Source organism: Kitasatospora sp. NPDC093550 (genome assembly GCF_044764985.1).
Lineage (GTDB): Bacteria > Actinomycetota > Actinomycetes > Streptomycetales > Streptomycetaceae > Kitasatospora.
This window is the reverse complement of record NZ_JBIWJF010000019.1, coordinates 45810-62090: the sequence shown is the minus strand read 5'-3', so window position 1 is coordinate 62090 and position 16281 is coordinate 45810. Positions and strand designations below refer to the sequence as shown.

The 16281-nt window shown below is 75.6% G+C and carries 17 protein-coding genes; 6 read left to right on the top strand and 11 right to left on the bottom strand.

Going from position 1 to position 16281, the window contains the following annotated elements:
- Window positions 1-87: 87 nt before the first annotated feature.
- On the top strand, window positions 88-921 hold the full coding sequence (locus tag ACIRD3_RS27615) for a class I SAM-dependent methyltransferase (protein WP_402221800.1): 834 nt from the start codon (window positions 88-90) through the stop codon (window positions 919-921).
- Between the two features lie 235 nt (window positions 922-1156).
- Here the strand turns inward: ACIRD3_RS27615 and ACIRD3_RS27610 are convergent, their stop codons facing one another.
- Entirely contained in the window at window positions 1157-1720 is a 564-nt protein-coding gene (locus ACIRD3_RS27610) for an O-acetyl-ADP-ribose deacetylase (protein WP_402221798.1), read from the bottom strand.
- 236 nt (window positions 1721-1956) lie between these two features.
- On the opposite strand from ACIRD3_RS27610, the gene ACIRD3_RS27605 reads away from it, so the two are divergent.
- Complete coding sequence (locus ACIRD3_RS27605; protein WP_402221795.1) at window positions 1957-3462, top strand: SpoIIE family protein phosphatase; 1506 nt, start codon at window positions 1957-1959, stop codon at window positions 3460-3462.
- Window positions 3463-3576: 114 nt separating this feature from the next.
- Here the strand turns inward: ACIRD3_RS27605 and ACIRD3_RS27600 are convergent, their stop codons facing one another.
- The 8 genes from ACIRD3_RS27600 to ACIRD3_RS27565 form a co-directional block, all read right to left on the bottom strand.
- Entirely contained in the window at window positions 3577-3918 is a 342-nt protein-coding gene (locus ACIRD3_RS27600; protein WP_402221792.1) for a DUF2516 family protein, read from the bottom strand.
- 122 nt (window positions 3919-4040) lie between these two features.
- Window positions 4041-4592 (bottom strand): hypothetical protein, encoded by a 552-nt coding sequence (locus tag ACIRD3_RS27595; protein WP_402221789.1) that lies wholly within the window; start codon window positions 4590-4592, stop codon window positions 4041-4043.
- Window positions 4593-4594: 2 nt separating this feature from the next.
- The gene (locus tag ACIRD3_RS27590; RefSeq protein ID WP_402221787.1) at window positions 4595-5002 is read right to left on the bottom strand and encodes a helix-turn-helix domain-containing protein; all 408 of its coding nucleotides are present in this window, start codon (window positions 5000-5002) and stop codon (window positions 4595-4597) included.
- A 79-nt stretch (window positions 5003-5081) separates the two neighbouring features.
- Window positions 5082-5927: an alpha/beta fold hydrolase gene (locus ACIRD3_RS27585; protein WP_402221784.1), complete on the bottom strand. Its 846-nt coding sequence runs from the start codon at window positions 5925-5927 to the stop codon at window positions 5082-5084.
- Between the two features lie 60 nt (window positions 5928-5987).
- Window positions 5988-7109, bottom strand: a complete 1122-nt coding sequence (locus tag ACIRD3_RS27580) for a MerR family transcriptional regulator (protein ID WP_402221782.1) — start codon at window positions 7107-7109, stop codon at window positions 5988-5990.
- A 34-nt stretch (window positions 7110-7143) separates the two neighbouring features.
- On the bottom strand, window positions 7144-8103 hold the full coding sequence (gene sigJ / locus ACIRD3_RS27575) for an RNA polymerase sigma factor SigJ (protein WP_402221780.1): 960 nt from the start codon (window positions 8101-8103) through the stop codon (window positions 7144-7146).
- A 34-nt stretch (window positions 8104-8137) separates the two neighbouring features.
- Complete coding sequence (locus ACIRD3_RS27570; RefSeq protein WP_402221777.1) at window positions 8138-8332, bottom strand: hypothetical protein; 195 nt, start codon at window positions 8330-8332, stop codon at window positions 8138-8140.
- Window positions 8329-11568, bottom strand: a complete 3240-nt coding sequence (locus ACIRD3_RS27565; protein WP_402221775.1) for an SNF2-related protein — start codon at window positions 11566-11568, stop codon at window positions 8329-8331. Before ACIRD3_RS27565 ends, ACIRD3_RS27570 begins: the two co-directional genes overlap by 4 nt.
- 183 nt (window positions 11569-11751) lie before the next feature.
- Between ACIRD3_RS27565 and ACIRD3_RS27560 the strand changes: the two genes are divergently transcribed.
- A complete protein-coding gene (locus tag ACIRD3_RS27560) occupies window positions 11752-12366 on the top strand; it encodes a YceI family protein (protein WP_402221772.1) in 615 nt (204 codons plus the stop codon).
- A 129-nt stretch (window positions 12367-12495) separates the two neighbouring features.
- Here ACIRD3_RS27560 and ACIRD3_RS27555 read toward each other — a convergent pair whose 3' ends face one another.
- Window positions 12496-13524: a LysR family transcriptional regulator gene (locus ACIRD3_RS27555; protein ID WP_402221769.1), complete on the bottom strand. Its 1029-nt coding sequence runs from the start codon at window positions 13522-13524 to the stop codon at window positions 12496-12498.
- A gap of 136 nt (window positions 13525-13660) precedes the next feature.
- Here ACIRD3_RS27555 and ACIRD3_RS27550 point away from each other — a divergent pair, with 136 nt between their 5' ends.
- Both ACIRD3_RS27550 and ACIRD3_RS27545 read left to right on the top strand, forming a co-directional pair.
- Window positions 13661-14947: an MFS transporter gene (locus tag ACIRD3_RS27550; protein ID WP_402221767.1), complete on the top strand. Its 1287-nt coding sequence runs from the start codon at window positions 13661-13663 to the stop codon at window positions 14945-14947.
- A gap of 9 nt (window positions 14948-14956) precedes the next feature.
- On the top strand, window positions 14957-15436 hold the full coding sequence (locus tag ACIRD3_RS27545) for a macro domain-containing protein (RefSeq protein ID WP_402221764.1): 480 nt from the start codon (window positions 14957-14959) through the stop codon (window positions 15434-15436).
- 124 nt (window positions 15437-15560) lie between these two features.
- On the opposite strand, the gene ACIRD3_RS27540 is transcribed toward ACIRD3_RS27545, so the two are convergent.
- Window positions 15561-16100: a GNAT family N-acetyltransferase gene (locus ACIRD3_RS27540; RefSeq protein ID WP_402221762.1), complete on the bottom strand. Its 540-nt coding sequence runs from the start codon at window positions 16098-16100 to the stop codon at window positions 15561-15563.
- 31 nt (window positions 16101-16131) lie between these two features.
- On the opposite strand from ACIRD3_RS27540, the gene ACIRD3_RS27535 reads away from it, so the two are divergent.
- Window positions 16132-16272, top strand: a complete 141-nt coding sequence (locus ACIRD3_RS27535) for a hypothetical protein (RefSeq protein WP_402221759.1) — start codon at window positions 16132-16134, stop codon at window positions 16270-16272.
- Window positions 16273-16281: the final 9 nt, after the last annotated feature.

The following is a 16281-nucleotide window of genomic DNA, read 5'->3' as shown; positions in this document are numbered from 1 at the left end:
CATTCCCGGTCCGGCCCACGAGCCGCAGCGACCACCATCACCCCAGGTCAGCACGGGGGCGCCGACTCCCCGACTACCCTTCTGGGCATGGCCGCCTCCTTCGACCCCAGCACCGCCGCGCCCTCCCGTGGGCGGACCGGGCGCCCGGTGGGGACCGTCACCCGGGGCACCACCAACACCAACCGGCTGCGCCGGATGGACCGCTGGATCGCCCACACCCTCGGCCGGGCGCTGCAGGCCGCGGGGCGACCGCCGGTGGCGGTCGACCTCGGCTACGGCGCCGCGCCCTGGACGGCGGTCGAGCTCGCGGCGCGGCTGCGCGCGGTGCGGCCGGACGTCCGGGTGGTCGGGATCGAGATCGAGCCGGAGCGGGTCGCGGCCGCGCTGCCGTACGCCGAGCCGCCGCTGCTCACCTTCCGGCGCGGCGGATTCGAGGTGCCGCTGGACGGCGGCGCGCCCGCCCAGCTGATCCGGGCGGCCAACGTGCTGCGGCAGTACGACGAGGCGGCGGTCGCCGGGGTCTGGGAGCGGCTGTGCGCGCGGCTCGCCCCGGACGGACTGCTGGTCGAGGGCACCTGCGACGAGATCGGGCGGCGGCACGTCTGGGTCGCGCTCGGCCCGGAGGGCCCCCGGACGGTGACCTTCGCGGCCCGGCTCGGCGGCCTGGTGCAGCCCTCCGACCTCGCCGAGCGGCTGCCCAAGGCGCTGATCCACCACAACGTGCCGGGCCGGCCGGTGCACGCCTTCCTGACCGACTTCGACCGGGCCTGGGCGGCGGCCGCGCCGTACGGGGCGTTCGGGGCGCGGCAGCGCTGGGTGGCGGCCTGCACGGCGCTGGCGGGCAGCTGGCCGCTGGTGGACGCGCGCGGGCGGTGGCGGCAGGGCGAGGTCACGGTGCCCTGGTCGGCGCTCGCGCCGTAGGTCCCGCGGCGGCGGTGCCCGCCGGGCGGACGGTCACAGGACGGGCGGGAGCCGGACGGCCGGTCGCAGGACGGGCGGGGCCGGGCGGGCGGGAGCTGGTGAGCGATCCGATGCATTCACTCGAACGAGTTATCGAATATCTCTGGCGTGTTGACGCCTCGTCACGCCACGATGGACGCGACCGAGCGGCGACACCACACGCCGCTCGGTCCGCACCACGCCCAGCCGTCGGCCGTCAGCCCTCCCGCCCGAGCAGCTCCCGTCGGGCCGCTTCGAACACCCCGTACATCTCCGACCCGAACAGCACGAACCGCACCTCCGTCAGCGCCGCGCCCGCCGCCGCGTCACCGCCGTCCAGCACCTCGGCGACGGTGCCCAGCGCGATCCGGGCCGCGTCCGCCGGCGGCCAGCCGTAGATCCCCGCCGACACGGCCGGGAAGGCCACCGTGCGCGCGCCCAGCCCGGCCGCGACGCGCAGCGACTCGCGATAGCAGGAGGCCAGCAGCTCCGCCCGCTCCCCGTACTCCTCCGACCGGTAGACCGGCCCGACGGTGTGCACCACCCACCGGGCCGGCAGCCGTCCGGCCGCCGTCGCCACCGCGCGCCCGGTGGGCAGCCCCTTGCCCCAGTGCGAGGCGCGCAGCCGACGGCACTCCTCCAGGATCTGCGGCCCGCCCTTGCGGTGGATCGCACCGTCCACCCCGCCGCCGCCCAGCAGGGAGGAGTTGGCGGCGTTCACCACCACGTCCACCTGCTGTTCCGTGATGTCACCCTCGACCAGGGTGATCCGCGTCACCATCAGCTGCCCCCGTTTCCGCCCTTCCCGGCAGCCGCCGGGCCGGGCATCCGAGCCGTCGTCCGAGTCCGATCACCACACCGCCACCGGCGTGGCAATAACCACAACGGCGCCGGTCGGCCAGAGAAATCCCCGGAGATCACGTTATGGTCGCGAGAAGTTCCCCGACGCACGGTGCCAGGCGGGCACTGCGGACGGACGTCGACCGTTACGCAGTCGGGGAAAGGGAGGAACCACCGATGCCCGCAACGGGAGACGGGCGGGCACCTGGTGCCGCGAACCTGCCGGGCGCCCACGACGGCGCCCCGGTCGGCCGCGCCCGCAGCCGCCCGGTCACGACCGGCCCGGCGACGGCGGCTCCCCCGATACCCCACCCCCGCTCGCAGGCCGCACGGGCGGCGCACGCCGCCCACCCCTCGCACGTCTCCGAGGTCCCGACGGCGCCCGGCCCGGACGCCACCGCCGACGGCGACGCACCGCTGCGGCTGCTGGTCATCGAGGACGACCTCTCGGACGCCCAGTTGATCAAGGCGGCGGTGGCCGACAGCGGCACCTCGATCGAGATCCACTGGGCCCGCGGCCTCGACCAGGCCACCGCGCTGCTGGCCCCTCCCCTGGCCCGGCGCGGACGCTCCCGCGGCACCGAGTTCGGCTGCGTGCTGCTCGACCTCGCCGCGCCCGCCGACCTGCCGCACCCCTCCGACTCCTCCGACGGGCTGGAAGGCCTGCACGAACTGCTCCGCCGGGCTCCGCACATCCCCGTCGTGGTGCTCACCGACGCCGCCGGGGCCGAACTCGGCGCGGCCGCCGTCGCCGCCGGCGCCCAGGACTTCCTCATCAAGCACGAGACGGACGGCCCGCTGCTGGCCCGCGCCCTGCGCTACGCCGTCGAACGCAAGCGGGCCGACGAGTCCCAGCGCCGCCTCGTCGAGGCCGAGCTGCGCGGCCAGGAGAACGCCCGCCTCCAGCGCCACCTGCTGCCCACCCCGCTGCTGGACGGCGCCGGCCTCTCCTTCACCCGTCGCTACCGCCCCGGCCGCCGCCGCGCCCTGCTCGGCGGCGACTTCTACGACGCCGTGCGCACCGACGACGGCACCGTCCACGTCGTGATCGGCGACGTCTGCGGCCACGGCCCGGACGAGGCCGCGCTCGGCGTCGCGCTCCGCATAGCGTGGCGCACCCTGGTCTTCGCGGGCCTCACCGGCGAGGCCCTGCTCACCACCCTCCAGCACGTGCTGGAGCACGAGCGGCGCAGCGACGAGATCTTCGCGACGCTCTGCATGGTCGTCATCCGGCCCGGTGGCGCCGACAGCGACCTCGACTCGCTCGGCAGGAGTGAGCACGCCGAGCTCTACCTCGCCGGGCACCCCGCCCCGATGCTGCTCGGCCGCGACCACGCGCCGGTCACCCTGCCCGCCGACCACGCCGGCCCCGCGCTCGGCCTGCTGCCCTGCCACGACGGGCAGGCCGCCTGGCCCGCGCACGAGATCGAACTCCCGCCCGGCTGGCGGCTGTTGCTCTACACCGACGGGCTGATCGAGGGACGGGTCGGGGCCGGCTCCCGCCGTCTGGGCCAGGACGGGCTCGCCGACCTGATCGGCGACCACCAGGCCGCCGGGCTGACCCGGGGGCGGCTCGTCGACAGCGCCATCGCCGAGGTCGAGGAGCTGAACGGCGGCGCGCTGACCGACGACGTCGCGGTGCTGCTGCTGGAGCGCAATCCGGTGCAGCTGATCCTCGGTTGATCCCGGGGTGGTGAATCCCCGGTTGGCGGTCCGCGGCCGACGCGGTTCCGGACAGCGCGACGCCCCGGGCGGGTGAACTCACCGCCCGGGCCGTCGCGCTGTCCGCCGTCGGGCCTACCAGGGACCGTACGGGCCGGTGTTGCTCCGGCCGCCGCCACCGGTCAGCGCCCGGATCGCCGGGCGGACGTCCACCACGTAGACGATCGAGGCGACCAGACCGGCCAGGGTGCCGATGCCGGTGAAGAAGTTCACCCCGAACAGGAAGTCCCAGCCGAAGGAGATCGCGAGGATCGCGACCCAGAACCCCTTGGTCTTCTTGTCCGCCGCCCGGTACGCGTCCTCCCGGCGGGTGGCCGCGTCGACCAGGGCGAACAGCTTGTAGGCCAGGATGGCGATCGTCGCCCACCAGATCGGATTCAGGTAGGAAAAGGCCAGAATCTGGAGCACTCCGACCATCACGATCTCCTCTGTCTCTCGCTTGCGGCGCTTCGACCGCCGCCCATCCTGGCACGGCGGCCGTCGGCACCGGTGTCAACGTCCCGTGGTCCTGGGTCGTGCCCCCGCCGGAGGGCCGTCACTCACTCCGCGCCGGCGGAGCCGTCCTTCCGGGCCCGGGCGGACTTCTTCGGCGCGGGCGCGGGGGCGGCTGCGGCATCGGCGTCCTGCACCAGCTCGGCCTCGACCGGCTCGGACTCGGCGGGCGCGGACTCGACCCGCTCGACCCGGACCGGCTCGGTCCCGGCGGCCGCACCCGGACGGGCCTTCTCCACCACGACCTTGCCGCGCTCGGCCAGCTCGTCGTACGCCTCCTTGGCCTTCACCGCCAGCTCGACCGCACGGCCGACCTGCTGCAGCGCGAAGCCCTGGGCCCGCTCCTGCAGGGCCTTGAGGTCGGTGGGCAGCGCCGTGACGGCCTCGCCGACCTTGGCCGGGGCACCGGCCAGCAGCGACTGCGCCTCCTGCAGCCGGGCGCCGGCCTTCTCCTGCGCGCCCTTGCGGTCCGCCGCCAGCGCCTCGACCTTGCCCGGCACCTCGCGCAGCTTCTCGTACGCGAGGTCCCCGGCGCCGGCCAGGGCGTACAGCGGGGTCGGGTCGCTGAGGGTCTTCTTGATCTCGTCGGTGATGGGCATGGTTACCGGTCCTCCCGGTGGGTGTTCTGGGTGGCTGAGTCGTCGGTCGTCGCACCGGGGGCCGGGGCGGCGTTCTCCTTGAGGAAGGCGTCGTAGACCGCGAGCAGCGCCTGCTTCTGCTGCTCGTTGATCAGCGGATCGGCCAGGATCGAGGCCCGCAGCTCCAGGCCCTCGCCCCGCCGCTCCTCCAGGATCCCGGCCTGGACGTACAGCGTCTCCGCCGAGATCCGCAGCGCCTTGGCGATCTGCTGGAGGATCTCGGCGCTCGGCTTGCGCAACCCGCGCTCGATCTGGCTGAGGTACGGGTTGGACACGCCGGCGGCGTCCGCCAGCTGCCGCAACGAGTACTGCGCGTTGCGGCGCTGCTCCCGGATGTACTCGCCCAGCGAGCCGACGTTGAGTGAGGCCATGCGGACAGCGTGCAGCACGCCGCTTGCAAATGCAAGCAGGGCGCTAGCGGCAGCAAACGCGGCGTGGCGGCCGGGGCGCTCAGGCCGCCAGGTGGGCGAGCAGCAGCTCGGTGAGCCGTTCGGGGGTGCGCAGCGGGAGGTAGTGGTCGGCGGCCGGGACGCGGTGGGCCCGGGCGCCGGGGATGTCGGCGGCGAGCCGTTCCGCGATCGCCGCGATCTCCGGGTGGTCCCGGTCGCCGTGCACGACCAGGGTGGGGACGGCGACCTCACCGAGGCGGGGTTCGGCGGCCCGCACGGGGGCGCCGGCGAGGTGGTGCTCGCTGACGATCCGGCGGGCGGCGTTCTCCTCGACCATCGCCGCGATCAGCTCACCGCCCGGTGCCGTGCGGCCCATCGCGGCCCACACGGACAGCTCCAGCGCGGCCAGCGCCGAGGCGTCGCCCCGGCGGCGGGCCTCGGCGTAGTCGGCGGTCTCCGGCGCGGCCGGCCAGTGGTGGCCGCTGACCGAGGCACCGACCAGGGCGAGGGCGGTGACCCGCGCCGGGTGGGCGAGCGCGAAGTCCAGCGCGGTCTCCCCGCCCATGCTGAGCCCGACCAGCGCGGCGCTCGCCAGGCCGAAGTGGTCCAGCACGGCGCGCAGGTCCTCGACGTCGTCGAACGGCCGATCCGGCTCGGCGGACCGGCCGAGGCCCCGGGCGTCGTAGCGGACCACGTCGTGGCGGCGGGCGAGCTCCGGGAGGACGCCGTCCCACAGCCGGGAGTCCATCCCGGAGCCGTGCAGCAGCACCACCGGGGTGCCGGAGCCGCTGCGCTCCGCCCACAGCCGGCCCCCGCCGGGGGCGGGGACCAGGTGGACCTCGGACCGGGAGCGGTCAGCGCGCCCGCTCGTGTGCTCGCTCGCGTGCTCGCTCGTGCGCAGGCTCATGCCGCGATCCTCGCAGGGACCGCTCAGGGACCGCTCCGGGGGCCCGGGCCGGTGGGTCGGTCAGACGGGTTCGGGGAGGCGGACGGGCATCAGGACCGAGAAGGTGCCCGTCCGGCCGGGGGTGCGGATGGCCAGGGGGGCGATGGGGCCGCCGAGTTCGAGGACGAGCTGTTCGGGGCGGCCGGCGTCGAGGGCGTCGAGGAGGAAGTCCCGGTTGACGGCCAGTCGGAGCTCCTCCGGGCCCGGGTCGGCGGTGACGGCCAGTCGACCGTCCCCGGTCAGGGTGAGGACGGTGACCTCGCAGTCGGCACCGTGCGGGCCGGAGGGCAGGGTACGGGTGGCGCCGGTCTCGACGGCGGCGCGCAGTTCGGCGGCGGGGAGGGTGATCCGGTGCTCGGGTTCGAGCCTGGTGACGGCCCGGTGGTCGGGGTAGTCGAAGTCCAGGGCGGTGCCCTCGATCCGGTGCCCGCCGGTCTCGGCGCGCACCAGACCGTCGCCGAGGGTGAGCGTGACCTCGGCGGCCCCCGGGCCGAGCAGGGCGCGCAGGGCGTCCACCAGCGGGGCCGGGACGATCGTGCCGGCCGCCGGCGGTTCGGGCGCGGCGCCGGTGGAGCCGGTGGAGCCGGTGGCGGGCACTTCGGCGAGGGCCATCCGGTAGCGGTCGGTGGCGACCAGGCGCAGCACCGGGCCGTCCGGTTCGAACAGCACCCCGGCGAGGGAGGGCAGCTCCGGGTCGCCGCTGACCGCGAAGCGGACCGCGTCCAGCGCGGTGGCCAGGCCCTCGGCCCGGACGGTGAGGCGGTGGGCGGTGGGGTGCGGGTCGGTGGTCATCGGTTGCTCCCTCTGGTCGATCATCGAGTGGATCAGGGAGAGCTCGCGGCGCGCGTCCGCGAGGCCGTCCTCCAGCCTCCGCAGGTGGGCGTCCAGCACCCGGCCGGCCTCGCCACTGCCGGGCGCGGCGCCGAGCACGGCGCGGATGCCGGCCAGCGGCAGGCCGACCCGGCGGAGCCGGGCCAGCAGCCGGGCGTCGGCGAGCTGGCCGGGCCGGTACCAGCGGTAGCCGGTCTGCGGATCGACCCAGGCGGGGGTGAGCACCTCGGCGCCGTCGTAGTAGCGCAGGGTGCCGACGCCCAGGCCGCTGGCGCGGGCCAGCTCGCCGATGCTGTGCAGCTCGCTCTCCATGCCGGTGACTCTGCGGGCTCGACCTGGTCGAGGGTCAAGCCCGCTCGTCGGCGGCGGTGCCGAGGCCGGCGCCGCCGCCGGGCAGGACGAGGTGGGTGAGCTTGTGCGGGTTGCGGACCGCGCGGATCGCGGAGATCAGGAGCGTGCCGTCCGGCCCCGCCACGAAGTCGAGCACCGAGACGGAGTCCACCGCGCCGTCCACGGTGAGCACCAGGCCGGGCTCGCCGTTGACCAGGACCGGATGGACGTCGGCGCCCTCCCCCAGCTGACGGATCACACCGAGGGTGAAGCGGGCGACGTTCTCCGCGCCGGTGACCGGGCGCAGCGCGGCGCGGATCACTCCGCCGCCGTCGCTCCAGGCGGTGACGTCGGGGGCGAGCAGTTCGAGCATCCGGTTGAGGTCGCCGCCGACGCAGGCCGCCAGGAACTCGTCGGTGGCGCGGCGGCGCAGCTCGGGCGGCGCGTCGTAACGGGGCCGGCGGGCGCGGACGTGCGCCCGGGCCCGGCTGCCGACCTGGCGGCAGGCGGCCTCGGTGCGGTCCAGCGCCTCGCCGATCTCCTGGTAGGAGAAGCCGAAGGCCTCCTTGAGGACGAACACCGCCCGTTCCAGCGGGGACAGGCTCTCCAGCACCACCATCAGGGCGAACGAGACGGTCTCGGCGCGCTCGACGCCGTCGGTCGCGTCCGGCTCGGTGACCAGCGGCTCGGGCAGCCACGGGCCGACGTAGGCCTCGCGGCGGACGGCGGCCGAGTCCAGCCGGTTGAGGGCGAGGTTGGTGACCGTGCGGGCCAGGAAGCCGCCGGGGCTGGCGACCGGGCCGGTCACCCGGCTCCAGCGCAGCCAGGTGTCCTGGACCAGGTCCTCGGCGTCGGCGACGCTGCCGAGCATCCGGTAGGCGATGCCGAAGACCATCCGGCGGTGCTGCTCGAAGTCGGCGAGGCGGGTGTCGGCCGACGACGGGTCGGTCGACCGGTGGTCGGAAGTCTCGGTCACCCCCGGGACGCTACCGCACGGTAGTGGCGGTCCGTCAGCTGCGGAAGGCGTCGTAGACGGGGGCGAGCAGGGTGGCGAGGTCGCGGCCGTACGCGGTGATGCCGGAGCGGCCGAGGCGGTGCAGCGAGGGTTCGTCCGGCTCCTCCTCCGGTGTGTCGGGGCTCAGGGTGAAGTCGCCGCGCCAGTAGGCGGCGATGGTGACCGTCTCGGGCTTCGGCTGGTCGGTCATGCGTCCTCCTCGGCTGCGTCGGCTGCGTCGACGTCGCCCTCGTCGGTGTCCGCGGCGACGGTGTCCTCCGCGACGGCGTCCTCCCGGGTGAGGGCGACCAGCTCGCGCAGTGCGTCGACCGGCAGCTCGGTGAGCCAGTGCTCGCCCTCCCCCACCACCGCATCGGCCAAGGAGCGTTTGGTGGCGAGGATTCCGTCGATCCGCTCCTCGACGGTGCCGACGCAGACCAGGCGGCGGACCTGGACGTCCCGGCGCTGGCCGATCCGGAAGGCGCGGTCGGTGGCCTGCTCCTCGACCGCCGGGTTCCACCAACGGTCCAGGTGGATCACCTGGTTGGCGGCGGTCAGGTTGAGGCCGGTGCCCCCGGCCCGCAGGGAGAGCAGGAACACCCGCGGCCCGTCCGGGGACTGGAAGCGCTCGACCAGCTCCTCGCGGCGCGCCCGGGGCAGGCCGCCGTGCAGGTAGAGCACCTCCTCGCCGAGCCGGCGCTCCAGGTACGGGCGGAGCATCGCGCCGAACTCGGCGTACTGGGTGAAGACCAGCGTCCGGTCCCCTTCGGCCAGCGCCTCCTCCAGCAGCTCGGCCAGCCGGGCGACCTTGCCCGAGCGTTCACCCAACGCCGATCCGTCGTGCAGCAGTTGGGCCGGGTGGTTGCAGACCTGCTTGAGCTTGCCGATCGCGGCCAGCACCGTGCCGCGCCGCTCGACGCCCCGGATCCCCTCGACCCGCCGCAGCAGGTCGGCGACCACGGCCTGGTAGAGGCCCGCCTGCTCGGCGGTCAGGTTGCACCAGACGGTCATCTCCTGCTTGGCGGGCAGATCGGCCGCCACCGCCGGGTCGGACTTGAGCCGGCGCAGTACGAACGGGGCGGTGCGGCGCCGGAGTTCGTCGGTCCGGTCGGGGCTGCGGTGCAGTTCGACCGGGATCGCGTAGCGCTCCTTGAAGCGCTCGGCGGGGCCGAGCAGGCCGGGGTTGGCGAAGTCCAGGACGGCGTGCAGTTCGGAGAGCCGGTTCTCCACCGGCGTCCCGGTGAGCGCGATCCGGTGCCGGGTGACGGGCAGCGCGCGGATCGCCCGGGACTGCGCGGTGCCGGTGTTCTTGATGTGCTGGGCCTCGTCGGCGACCACCCGGCGCCAGCGGATCGCCCGCAGGGCGGCGAGGTCGCGCTGGACCAGCCCGTAGGTGGTGATGACCAGGTCGGAGTCCCGGACGGCTTCGGCGAGTCGCTCCGCGCCGAGCCGGCCCGCGCCGTGGTGGACGTACCGCCGCAGGGCGGGGGCGAAACGCTCGGCCTCGCGCTGCCAGTTGCCGACCAGGGACATCGGGCAGACCAGCAGCGTCGGGCCGGGCTCTTCGGTCGCTCCGGGCGCGTGGGTCGCTCCGGGCGCTCCGGCTGCTCCGGCCGCTCCGGCGGCCCGTTCGGCGGCGAGCAGGGCGAGGGTCTGGACGGTCTTGCCGAGGCCCATGTCGTCGGCCAGCACGACCCCGAGGCCGAGCCCGGACATCATCTGCAGCCAGGCCAGTCCGCGTTCCTGGTACGGGCGCAGCACGGCCCGGAAGTCCGGCGGCAGCACCGGGGCGGGAACGGCGTCGGTGCGCCCGGCGAGCAGGTCACCGAGCGGGCCGTCCGCGTGGACGGAGGTGACGGGCAGCCCGGCCACCGAGGCCTGCGGGTCGAGGGCGAGCCGCAGCAGGTCGGCGGCGGCGAGCACGCCGTCGCGCCGGTCGGCGAGGAAGGCCAGCGCGGCGGCGATCTGCGCCGGGTCGGCCTCCAGCCAGGTGCCGCGCACCCGGACCAGTCCCTGCTTGGCGGCGGCCAGTTCGGCCAGTTCCCGCTCGGTGAGCGGGGGGCCGTCCGGGCCGAGCGCGGCCTGCCAGCGGAAGGCGACCACGGCGTCCCGGTCCACCTGGCTGGTGACCGCGAGCGAGCCGGGCGCGGGCGGGGTGGTGGCGCGCAGGGCGAGGCCGAGCCGGGGCCGGCGGCGCCACCAGGCGGGCAGCAGCACCCCGAAGCCGCCTTCGGCGAGGACGGGCGCGGCGGTGCGCAGGAAGTCCAGGGCACCCGCCCGGTCGAGCGGCAGGACGGACGGGCGGGAGCGGTGGCGCAGCCCGTCCAGGGCGGGCCAGCGGTGGGCGGCGCGGGCGAGTTCGGCGACCAGGACGTCGGCGGGGTCGGCGGTCTTGCGGGCGAGGGCGGCGCGCGCGGCGCCGCCCTCGTGCAGGTCGACGGCGCGGACCAGCAGGGACGGCTCGTCCACGGCCTGGAGCAGGAACTCCAGCTGCCAGGCGTCGTCGGAGGGGCGGCCCTCGGGGTCCTCGGGGTCGGGGCCGAGCGGCTCGACCAGGCGGAAGCAGAGCCGCAGCGCGGGATCGGTGGGCTCGGCGGCGGCGTACCAGGCGGCGACCCGGCGTCGCAGCTCGGCGAAGTCCTCGGGCGGGACGTCGCGGACACCGCCGTCGGGGGTGGTGAGGGCGTGCAGCCAGCGTTCGGCGGCGGCCTCCCCGGGCGCCGGGAAGGCCGTGTCGGCGAGGGCGGCGCGGGCCTCGGCGTCCGTCAGCGCGCCGAGCGCGGCCGCCAGCAGCGCCTCCCCGGTACCGGCGCCGTGCGGCCACTCGCCCAGCAGGACCGGCGGGCAGCCCGCCGCCAGTGCGGTGGCCTCGCGGCGCCCGGCCGCGGTGAGGTCGGGCCGCCAGCGGGCCCGCGGGCGGCCGTCGGCCGGCACGGGCACGGGGAGCACCCGGCCGCGGCCGACCGTCCGCCAGGCGAGGTCGTGCACCCCGGTGAGCCAGCGCAGCGAGGGGCCGTGGACGACCTCGACGCGCCCGGCGCCGGGCAGGTCGGCGCCGGTGACGGCCCAGTGCGGGTCGAAGACCTCGCCGAGCAGCTGGGCGGCGGCCGCGGCGTCGAAGAGCAGGGCCGGCACCCGCCAGGGGGTGAGCACCGCACCGCCGCGCGGCGGGGTGACCGGCAGGTCGGGCGAGGGTGCGGGGGCGGCGCCGACGGTGGGCAGCAGCAGGGTGGCCCAGCGCTCGGAGGCCTGGCCAGCGAGCCAGCCGAGGCCCGGGCCGATGCCGCCGAGCAGGGCGGCCAGCTCGGCGGCCGGGCAGGCGTGGGGGTGGGCGCGCGGGGCCGGCCGGTCGGGCTGCGGCTCGGCGGCGCCGGGGTGCGCGCGGGCGTCCTCGGCCCAGAGCGCCAGCTGCCCGTCCATCCGCCAGAGCGCGTGCAGGACGAACATCGGGGGGCCTTCCGGGCGGGTGGAACCGTCCTTCGCAGCCTAGTCGGGAGGTCCGACAGGGCGGGTCCGCTGAGCCGTCCGGGGGAAGCTCGACAATGGTGGTTGAAAATTGAACGAAGACGCCCTACGCTGGAGCCAACAAGTTGAAGCCTAAACAAATGGCTTCGGACCCGAGGAGGAGCCATGGGCCTTTTCAACCGCACCAAGACCGCCGCCGTCCCCACCGCCACCGCCGTCCAGACCCCGGCCGGCCCCGACCTCGCCCACCTCACCGGCGACTGGGCGATCGACACCACGCACAGCGAGATCGGCTTCTCCGTCCGCCACGCGATGGTGACCAACGTCAAGGGCCGCTTCACCGAGTACGACGGCAAGCTGCACCTGGACGGGAGCACCCCGGCCAACTCCTCGGCCGACCTGGTGATCAAGGTCGCCAGCGTCGACACCAACCAGGCCCAGCGCGACGAGCACCTGCGCACCGGCGACTTCTTCGCCGCGGAGACCCACCCGGAGATCCACTTCCGCAGCACCTCCGCCGAGCCGCTCGGCGACCACGCGTACCGGATGACCGGCGACCTCACCATCAAGGGCACCACCCGCCCGGTCGTCCTGGACCTGGAGTACACCGGCAGCGCGACCGACGCCTACGGCGCCCAGCGGGTCGGCTTCGAGGGCAAGGCCGTCGTCGACCGCACCGAGTTCGGCCTGACCTACAACGCGGCGCTGGAGACCGGCGGCGTGCTGATCGGCGAGAAGGTCAAGCTCAGCTTCGACATCTCCGCCGTCAAGGCCGGCTGACCCGGGCCGTGGCCGGGCGGGCCCGAGCCCGCCCCCCGTGAGCGCCGCCCCTGCCCGTCCCCCCGGGGCAGGGGCGGTTCGGCGTGCCCCCGTGCCCGGTCAGCGCGGACGCGCGGCCCCCGGCGCCGGTCACGGCAGCGGCGTCGCGCCCGCCCGTGGGAGGGGCGTCGCGCCCGCCTGCGGGAGCAGTGCGGCGTCCGCGTCCGGCAGCCAGCTGCCCGGCGGGCGGCGCAGCCAGTCCTCGGCCGCGCCCAGCCGGGCGGCCGCGGCGGCCAGCGCGCGCAGCCCCGGGTGGCGCTCGCCGGGCCGGTGCACCAGGCTGACCAGGCTCAACGGCACCGGGTCCACCAGCGGCACGTTGACCGTCCCCGGGATCCTCGGCCCGCCGACCGTGGTCAGCATCGGATCGCCGTGCCGGGCGAGGTAGCGCGCGGTCTCGTCCACGCCCACCGGCGGGACGTACGGGTCGGCCGCCGTCAGACCGTGCTCGCGCAGCAGCCGGGCGCCGAGGTCGGCCCACTCGGTGGTGGCCGGGTTTCCCGCGCAGATGTCCACCGGGTGCCCGGCGAGGTCGGCCGGGCGCAGCGCCGGGCGGCCGGCCAGCGGGTGGGTGTCCGCCATCATCACCGAGACCCGCTCCAACCGCACGGGCAGCTGGACGAGTTGGGCGCGCAGCGGGGCGGGCAGCCCGGCGAAGCGGCCGAAGGACGCGTCCAGCCGGTGGGCCAGCAGTTCGGCGGCGGCCGCGGCGAGGCCGCCGTGGAAGCGGGCCAGCAACTCGCCCTCGGGCCAGGTGGCGCGGGCCCGTTCGAGCACCCGGTCGGCGGTGAGGTCGGGGCCCGTGACGTCGCTGTTGAGGTCGAGCAGCAGCGGCCGGGCGGCGGATCCGGCACCGGAGGCGGCCTCGGCGAGGATCTCGTCGTGCAGGGCGAGCAGCCGGCGGGCCCTGGGCAGCAGCCGCCGCCCGGCCGGGGTGAGGTCGACGCTGCGGGTGGTGCGGGTGAACAGCGCCTCGCCGAGCAGCCCCTCCAGACTCCGGACGTCCCGGCTCAGCGCCTGCTGGGCGATGTGCAACCGCTCGGCGGCCCGGCCGAAGTGCAGGGTCTCGGCGGTCGCGACGAAGCCGCGGAGCAGGCGGGGGTGCAGGTCGCGGGGCATGGGCGGCACAGTAACAACGCGGATCCACCGGCCGCATTCACAACAAGGCGTTGTCAATGCGGCGGAACAGGTGTTGGACGGCGGTCCGCCCCCGCGGCGAGGCTGGGGGCATCCCCCTCTTCCTCCCAGGAGCCCGATGCCCTCGCCCGCCCTCCTCGCCTCCTACCGGCGGCTGTTCGCGGCCCCCGGTGCCGTCGCCTTCACCCTGGCCGGGCTGCTCGGCCGGATCGCGCTGTCGATGACCGGCGTCTCGCTGGTGGTGCTGCTCTCCGAGCGGCGCGGCTCGTACGGGCTGGCCGGGACGGTGTCGGCGGCCGGGCTCGTCACCGGCGCGATCGGGATGCCGCTGATCGGCCGGCTGGTGGACCGGTACGGGCAGGCGCGGGTGACGGTGCCGGCCGCGCTGTACAACGCCGTCCCGCTCGCCGGGCTGCTGCTCTGCGTGCGCTCCGACGCTCCGGACTGGACGCTGTACGCCTGTTGGGCGGCCTGCGCGGCCGCGCCCAACCTCGGCGGGATGGCCCGGTCCCGCTGGGCGCACCTGCACCGCGACGACCCGGCCGCCCGGCACCTGGCGAACTCCTTCGAGCAGGCGCTGGACGAACTCTGCTTCATGGCCGGGCCGGTGCTCGCGATGCTGCTCTGCACGACCCTGGCCCCGGAGGCCGGGCTGGTCACCGCCGGGACGGTCGGCACCGCCGGCTCCCTGCTCTTCGCCGCCCAGCGCCGCACCGAACCGCCGCTGCCGCCCGTCCCGGCGGAGGGGGCGGGCCGGCCCGGCCGGCGGCACGGCTCCCCGCTGCGGGTGCCCGGTCTGCGGGTGCTGGTGCTGACCTTCCTCGCGACCGGCGTGGTCTTCGGCGCCACCGAGATCACCACCGTCGCGTACGCCGACGCGCTCGGCCACAAGGCGGCGGGCGGCGCGCTGCTGGGCCTGGTCGCGGCCGGGTCCTGCGCGGCGGGGCTGGTGTTCGGGCTGCTGACGCCGCGCCGGGCGGCGGGCACGCGCTTCCTGCTCGGGGCGTCGGCGATGGCCGGCGTGCTGCTGCTGCCGCTCGCCGCCGGGCTGGGCGGGGCCGGGCTGGGGGTGCTCGGGGCCGTGCTGTTCGCGGCCGGCACCGCCACCGCGCCGACCATGGTGACCGGGATGACGCTGGTCCAGGAGCTGCTGCCGCAGCGGCAGTTCAACGAGGGGATGGCGCTGGCGGTGTCCGGCATCGTGGTCGGCATCTCGGCCGGCGCGGCGCTGGCCGGCACCGTCGCCGAGCACACCGCACCCGGCACCGGCTACGCGCTGCCCGCGGCGGCCGCCGCGCTCGCGCTGCTGATCGCGCTGGCCGGACGGCGGCACCTGCGGGCCCGCCCGTCCTCGCCCGACGGGGCGGCGGAAAATGCCGAGCCGATTGTCAGTGCCACCGTCTAACTTCGAGTCATGGCGGAAATCACCTACGTCCGAGGCGATGCCACCGCGCCCCTCGGCAAGGGCGTGAAGGTGATCGCGCACGTCTGCAACGACCTCGGCGGCTGGGGAAAGGGCTTCGTGCTCGCGCTCTCCAGACGCTGGCCCGAGCCCGAGGCCGCCTTCAGACGCTGGCACCGGGAGCGGGCGAAGAACGACTTCGGCCTCGGCGCCCTGCAGTTGGTGCGGGTCGAGCCGTACGTCTGGGTGGCCAACCTGGTCGGCCAGCGCGGCATCCGGACCGGGCGCTCCACCGGGGTGCCGGTGCGGTACGAGGCGATCGACGCCGGGCTCGCCGCGCTGGGCGACCGCGCGCTCGAACTCGGCGCCTCCGTCCACATGCCGCGGATCGGCTGCGGCCTGGCGGGCGGGCGCTGGCAGAAGGTCGAGCCGCTGGTCACCGGCCGGCTGACGGCTCGCGGTGTGCCGGTGACCGTCTACGACTTCGACTGACCCACGGCCTCCACCGACCTCCACCGAACGTCGACCGACTCACCACGTCCACCGACTCACCACGTCCACCGACTCACCACGGCCACCGACCTGCAGCGCCGAACGGCTTGCGGCGCCGAACGGCCTACGACACCGACCCACCCGGCCAGGCGTACACGTACTCGGGCAGCAGGAAGCCGCCGGGGAAGACGCCCTCCTGCGCCCGGACCCGCACGGCGCCCTCGCGCTCGTAGAAGGCGATCGCGCGGGTGTTGTCGCGCAGCACCTCCAGGAAGAGTTCCGCCCCGGGGTGCCGCTCGGCGACGTGGGCGCGGGCCGCGGCCACCAACGCGCGGCCGATGCCACCGCCGGTCAGACCCGGACGCACGTGCAGGTTGTCGATCAGCACCCGGCCGTCGGACTGCGGGACGAGGTAGACGAACCCGGCCGTCCCCCCGTCCAGTTCGGCGATCAACAGCTCGGGCGTGTTCTCCGGCTCGCCGTAGTCCGCGTCCAGGCGCAAGGCCCACAGCTCCCGCCGCTGGGCGGCCATCCCGTCGCCGAGCGCCTCCTCCGGGACGATCCCCCGGTAGGCGGTGCGCCAGCTGTGGGCGTGCAGTCCGGCGACGGACTCGGCGTCCCGCACTCCGCCGCGCCGGATGGTGGCGTGTCCTGAACTGATCATGTGACCAGCCTCCCACGAATTGGAGTTGAACATGTTCAACCTGACCATCTACAGTTCTGCCGAGATTTTGAACGTGTTCGAATCCCGGGGGGTGGTGTTCGTGGCACCGGATGCGGAGGGGGCATCCGGTGCCACGAACACCGACACCGGATGGAACCTCGTCTCCGGCTAGGCTCGTGCC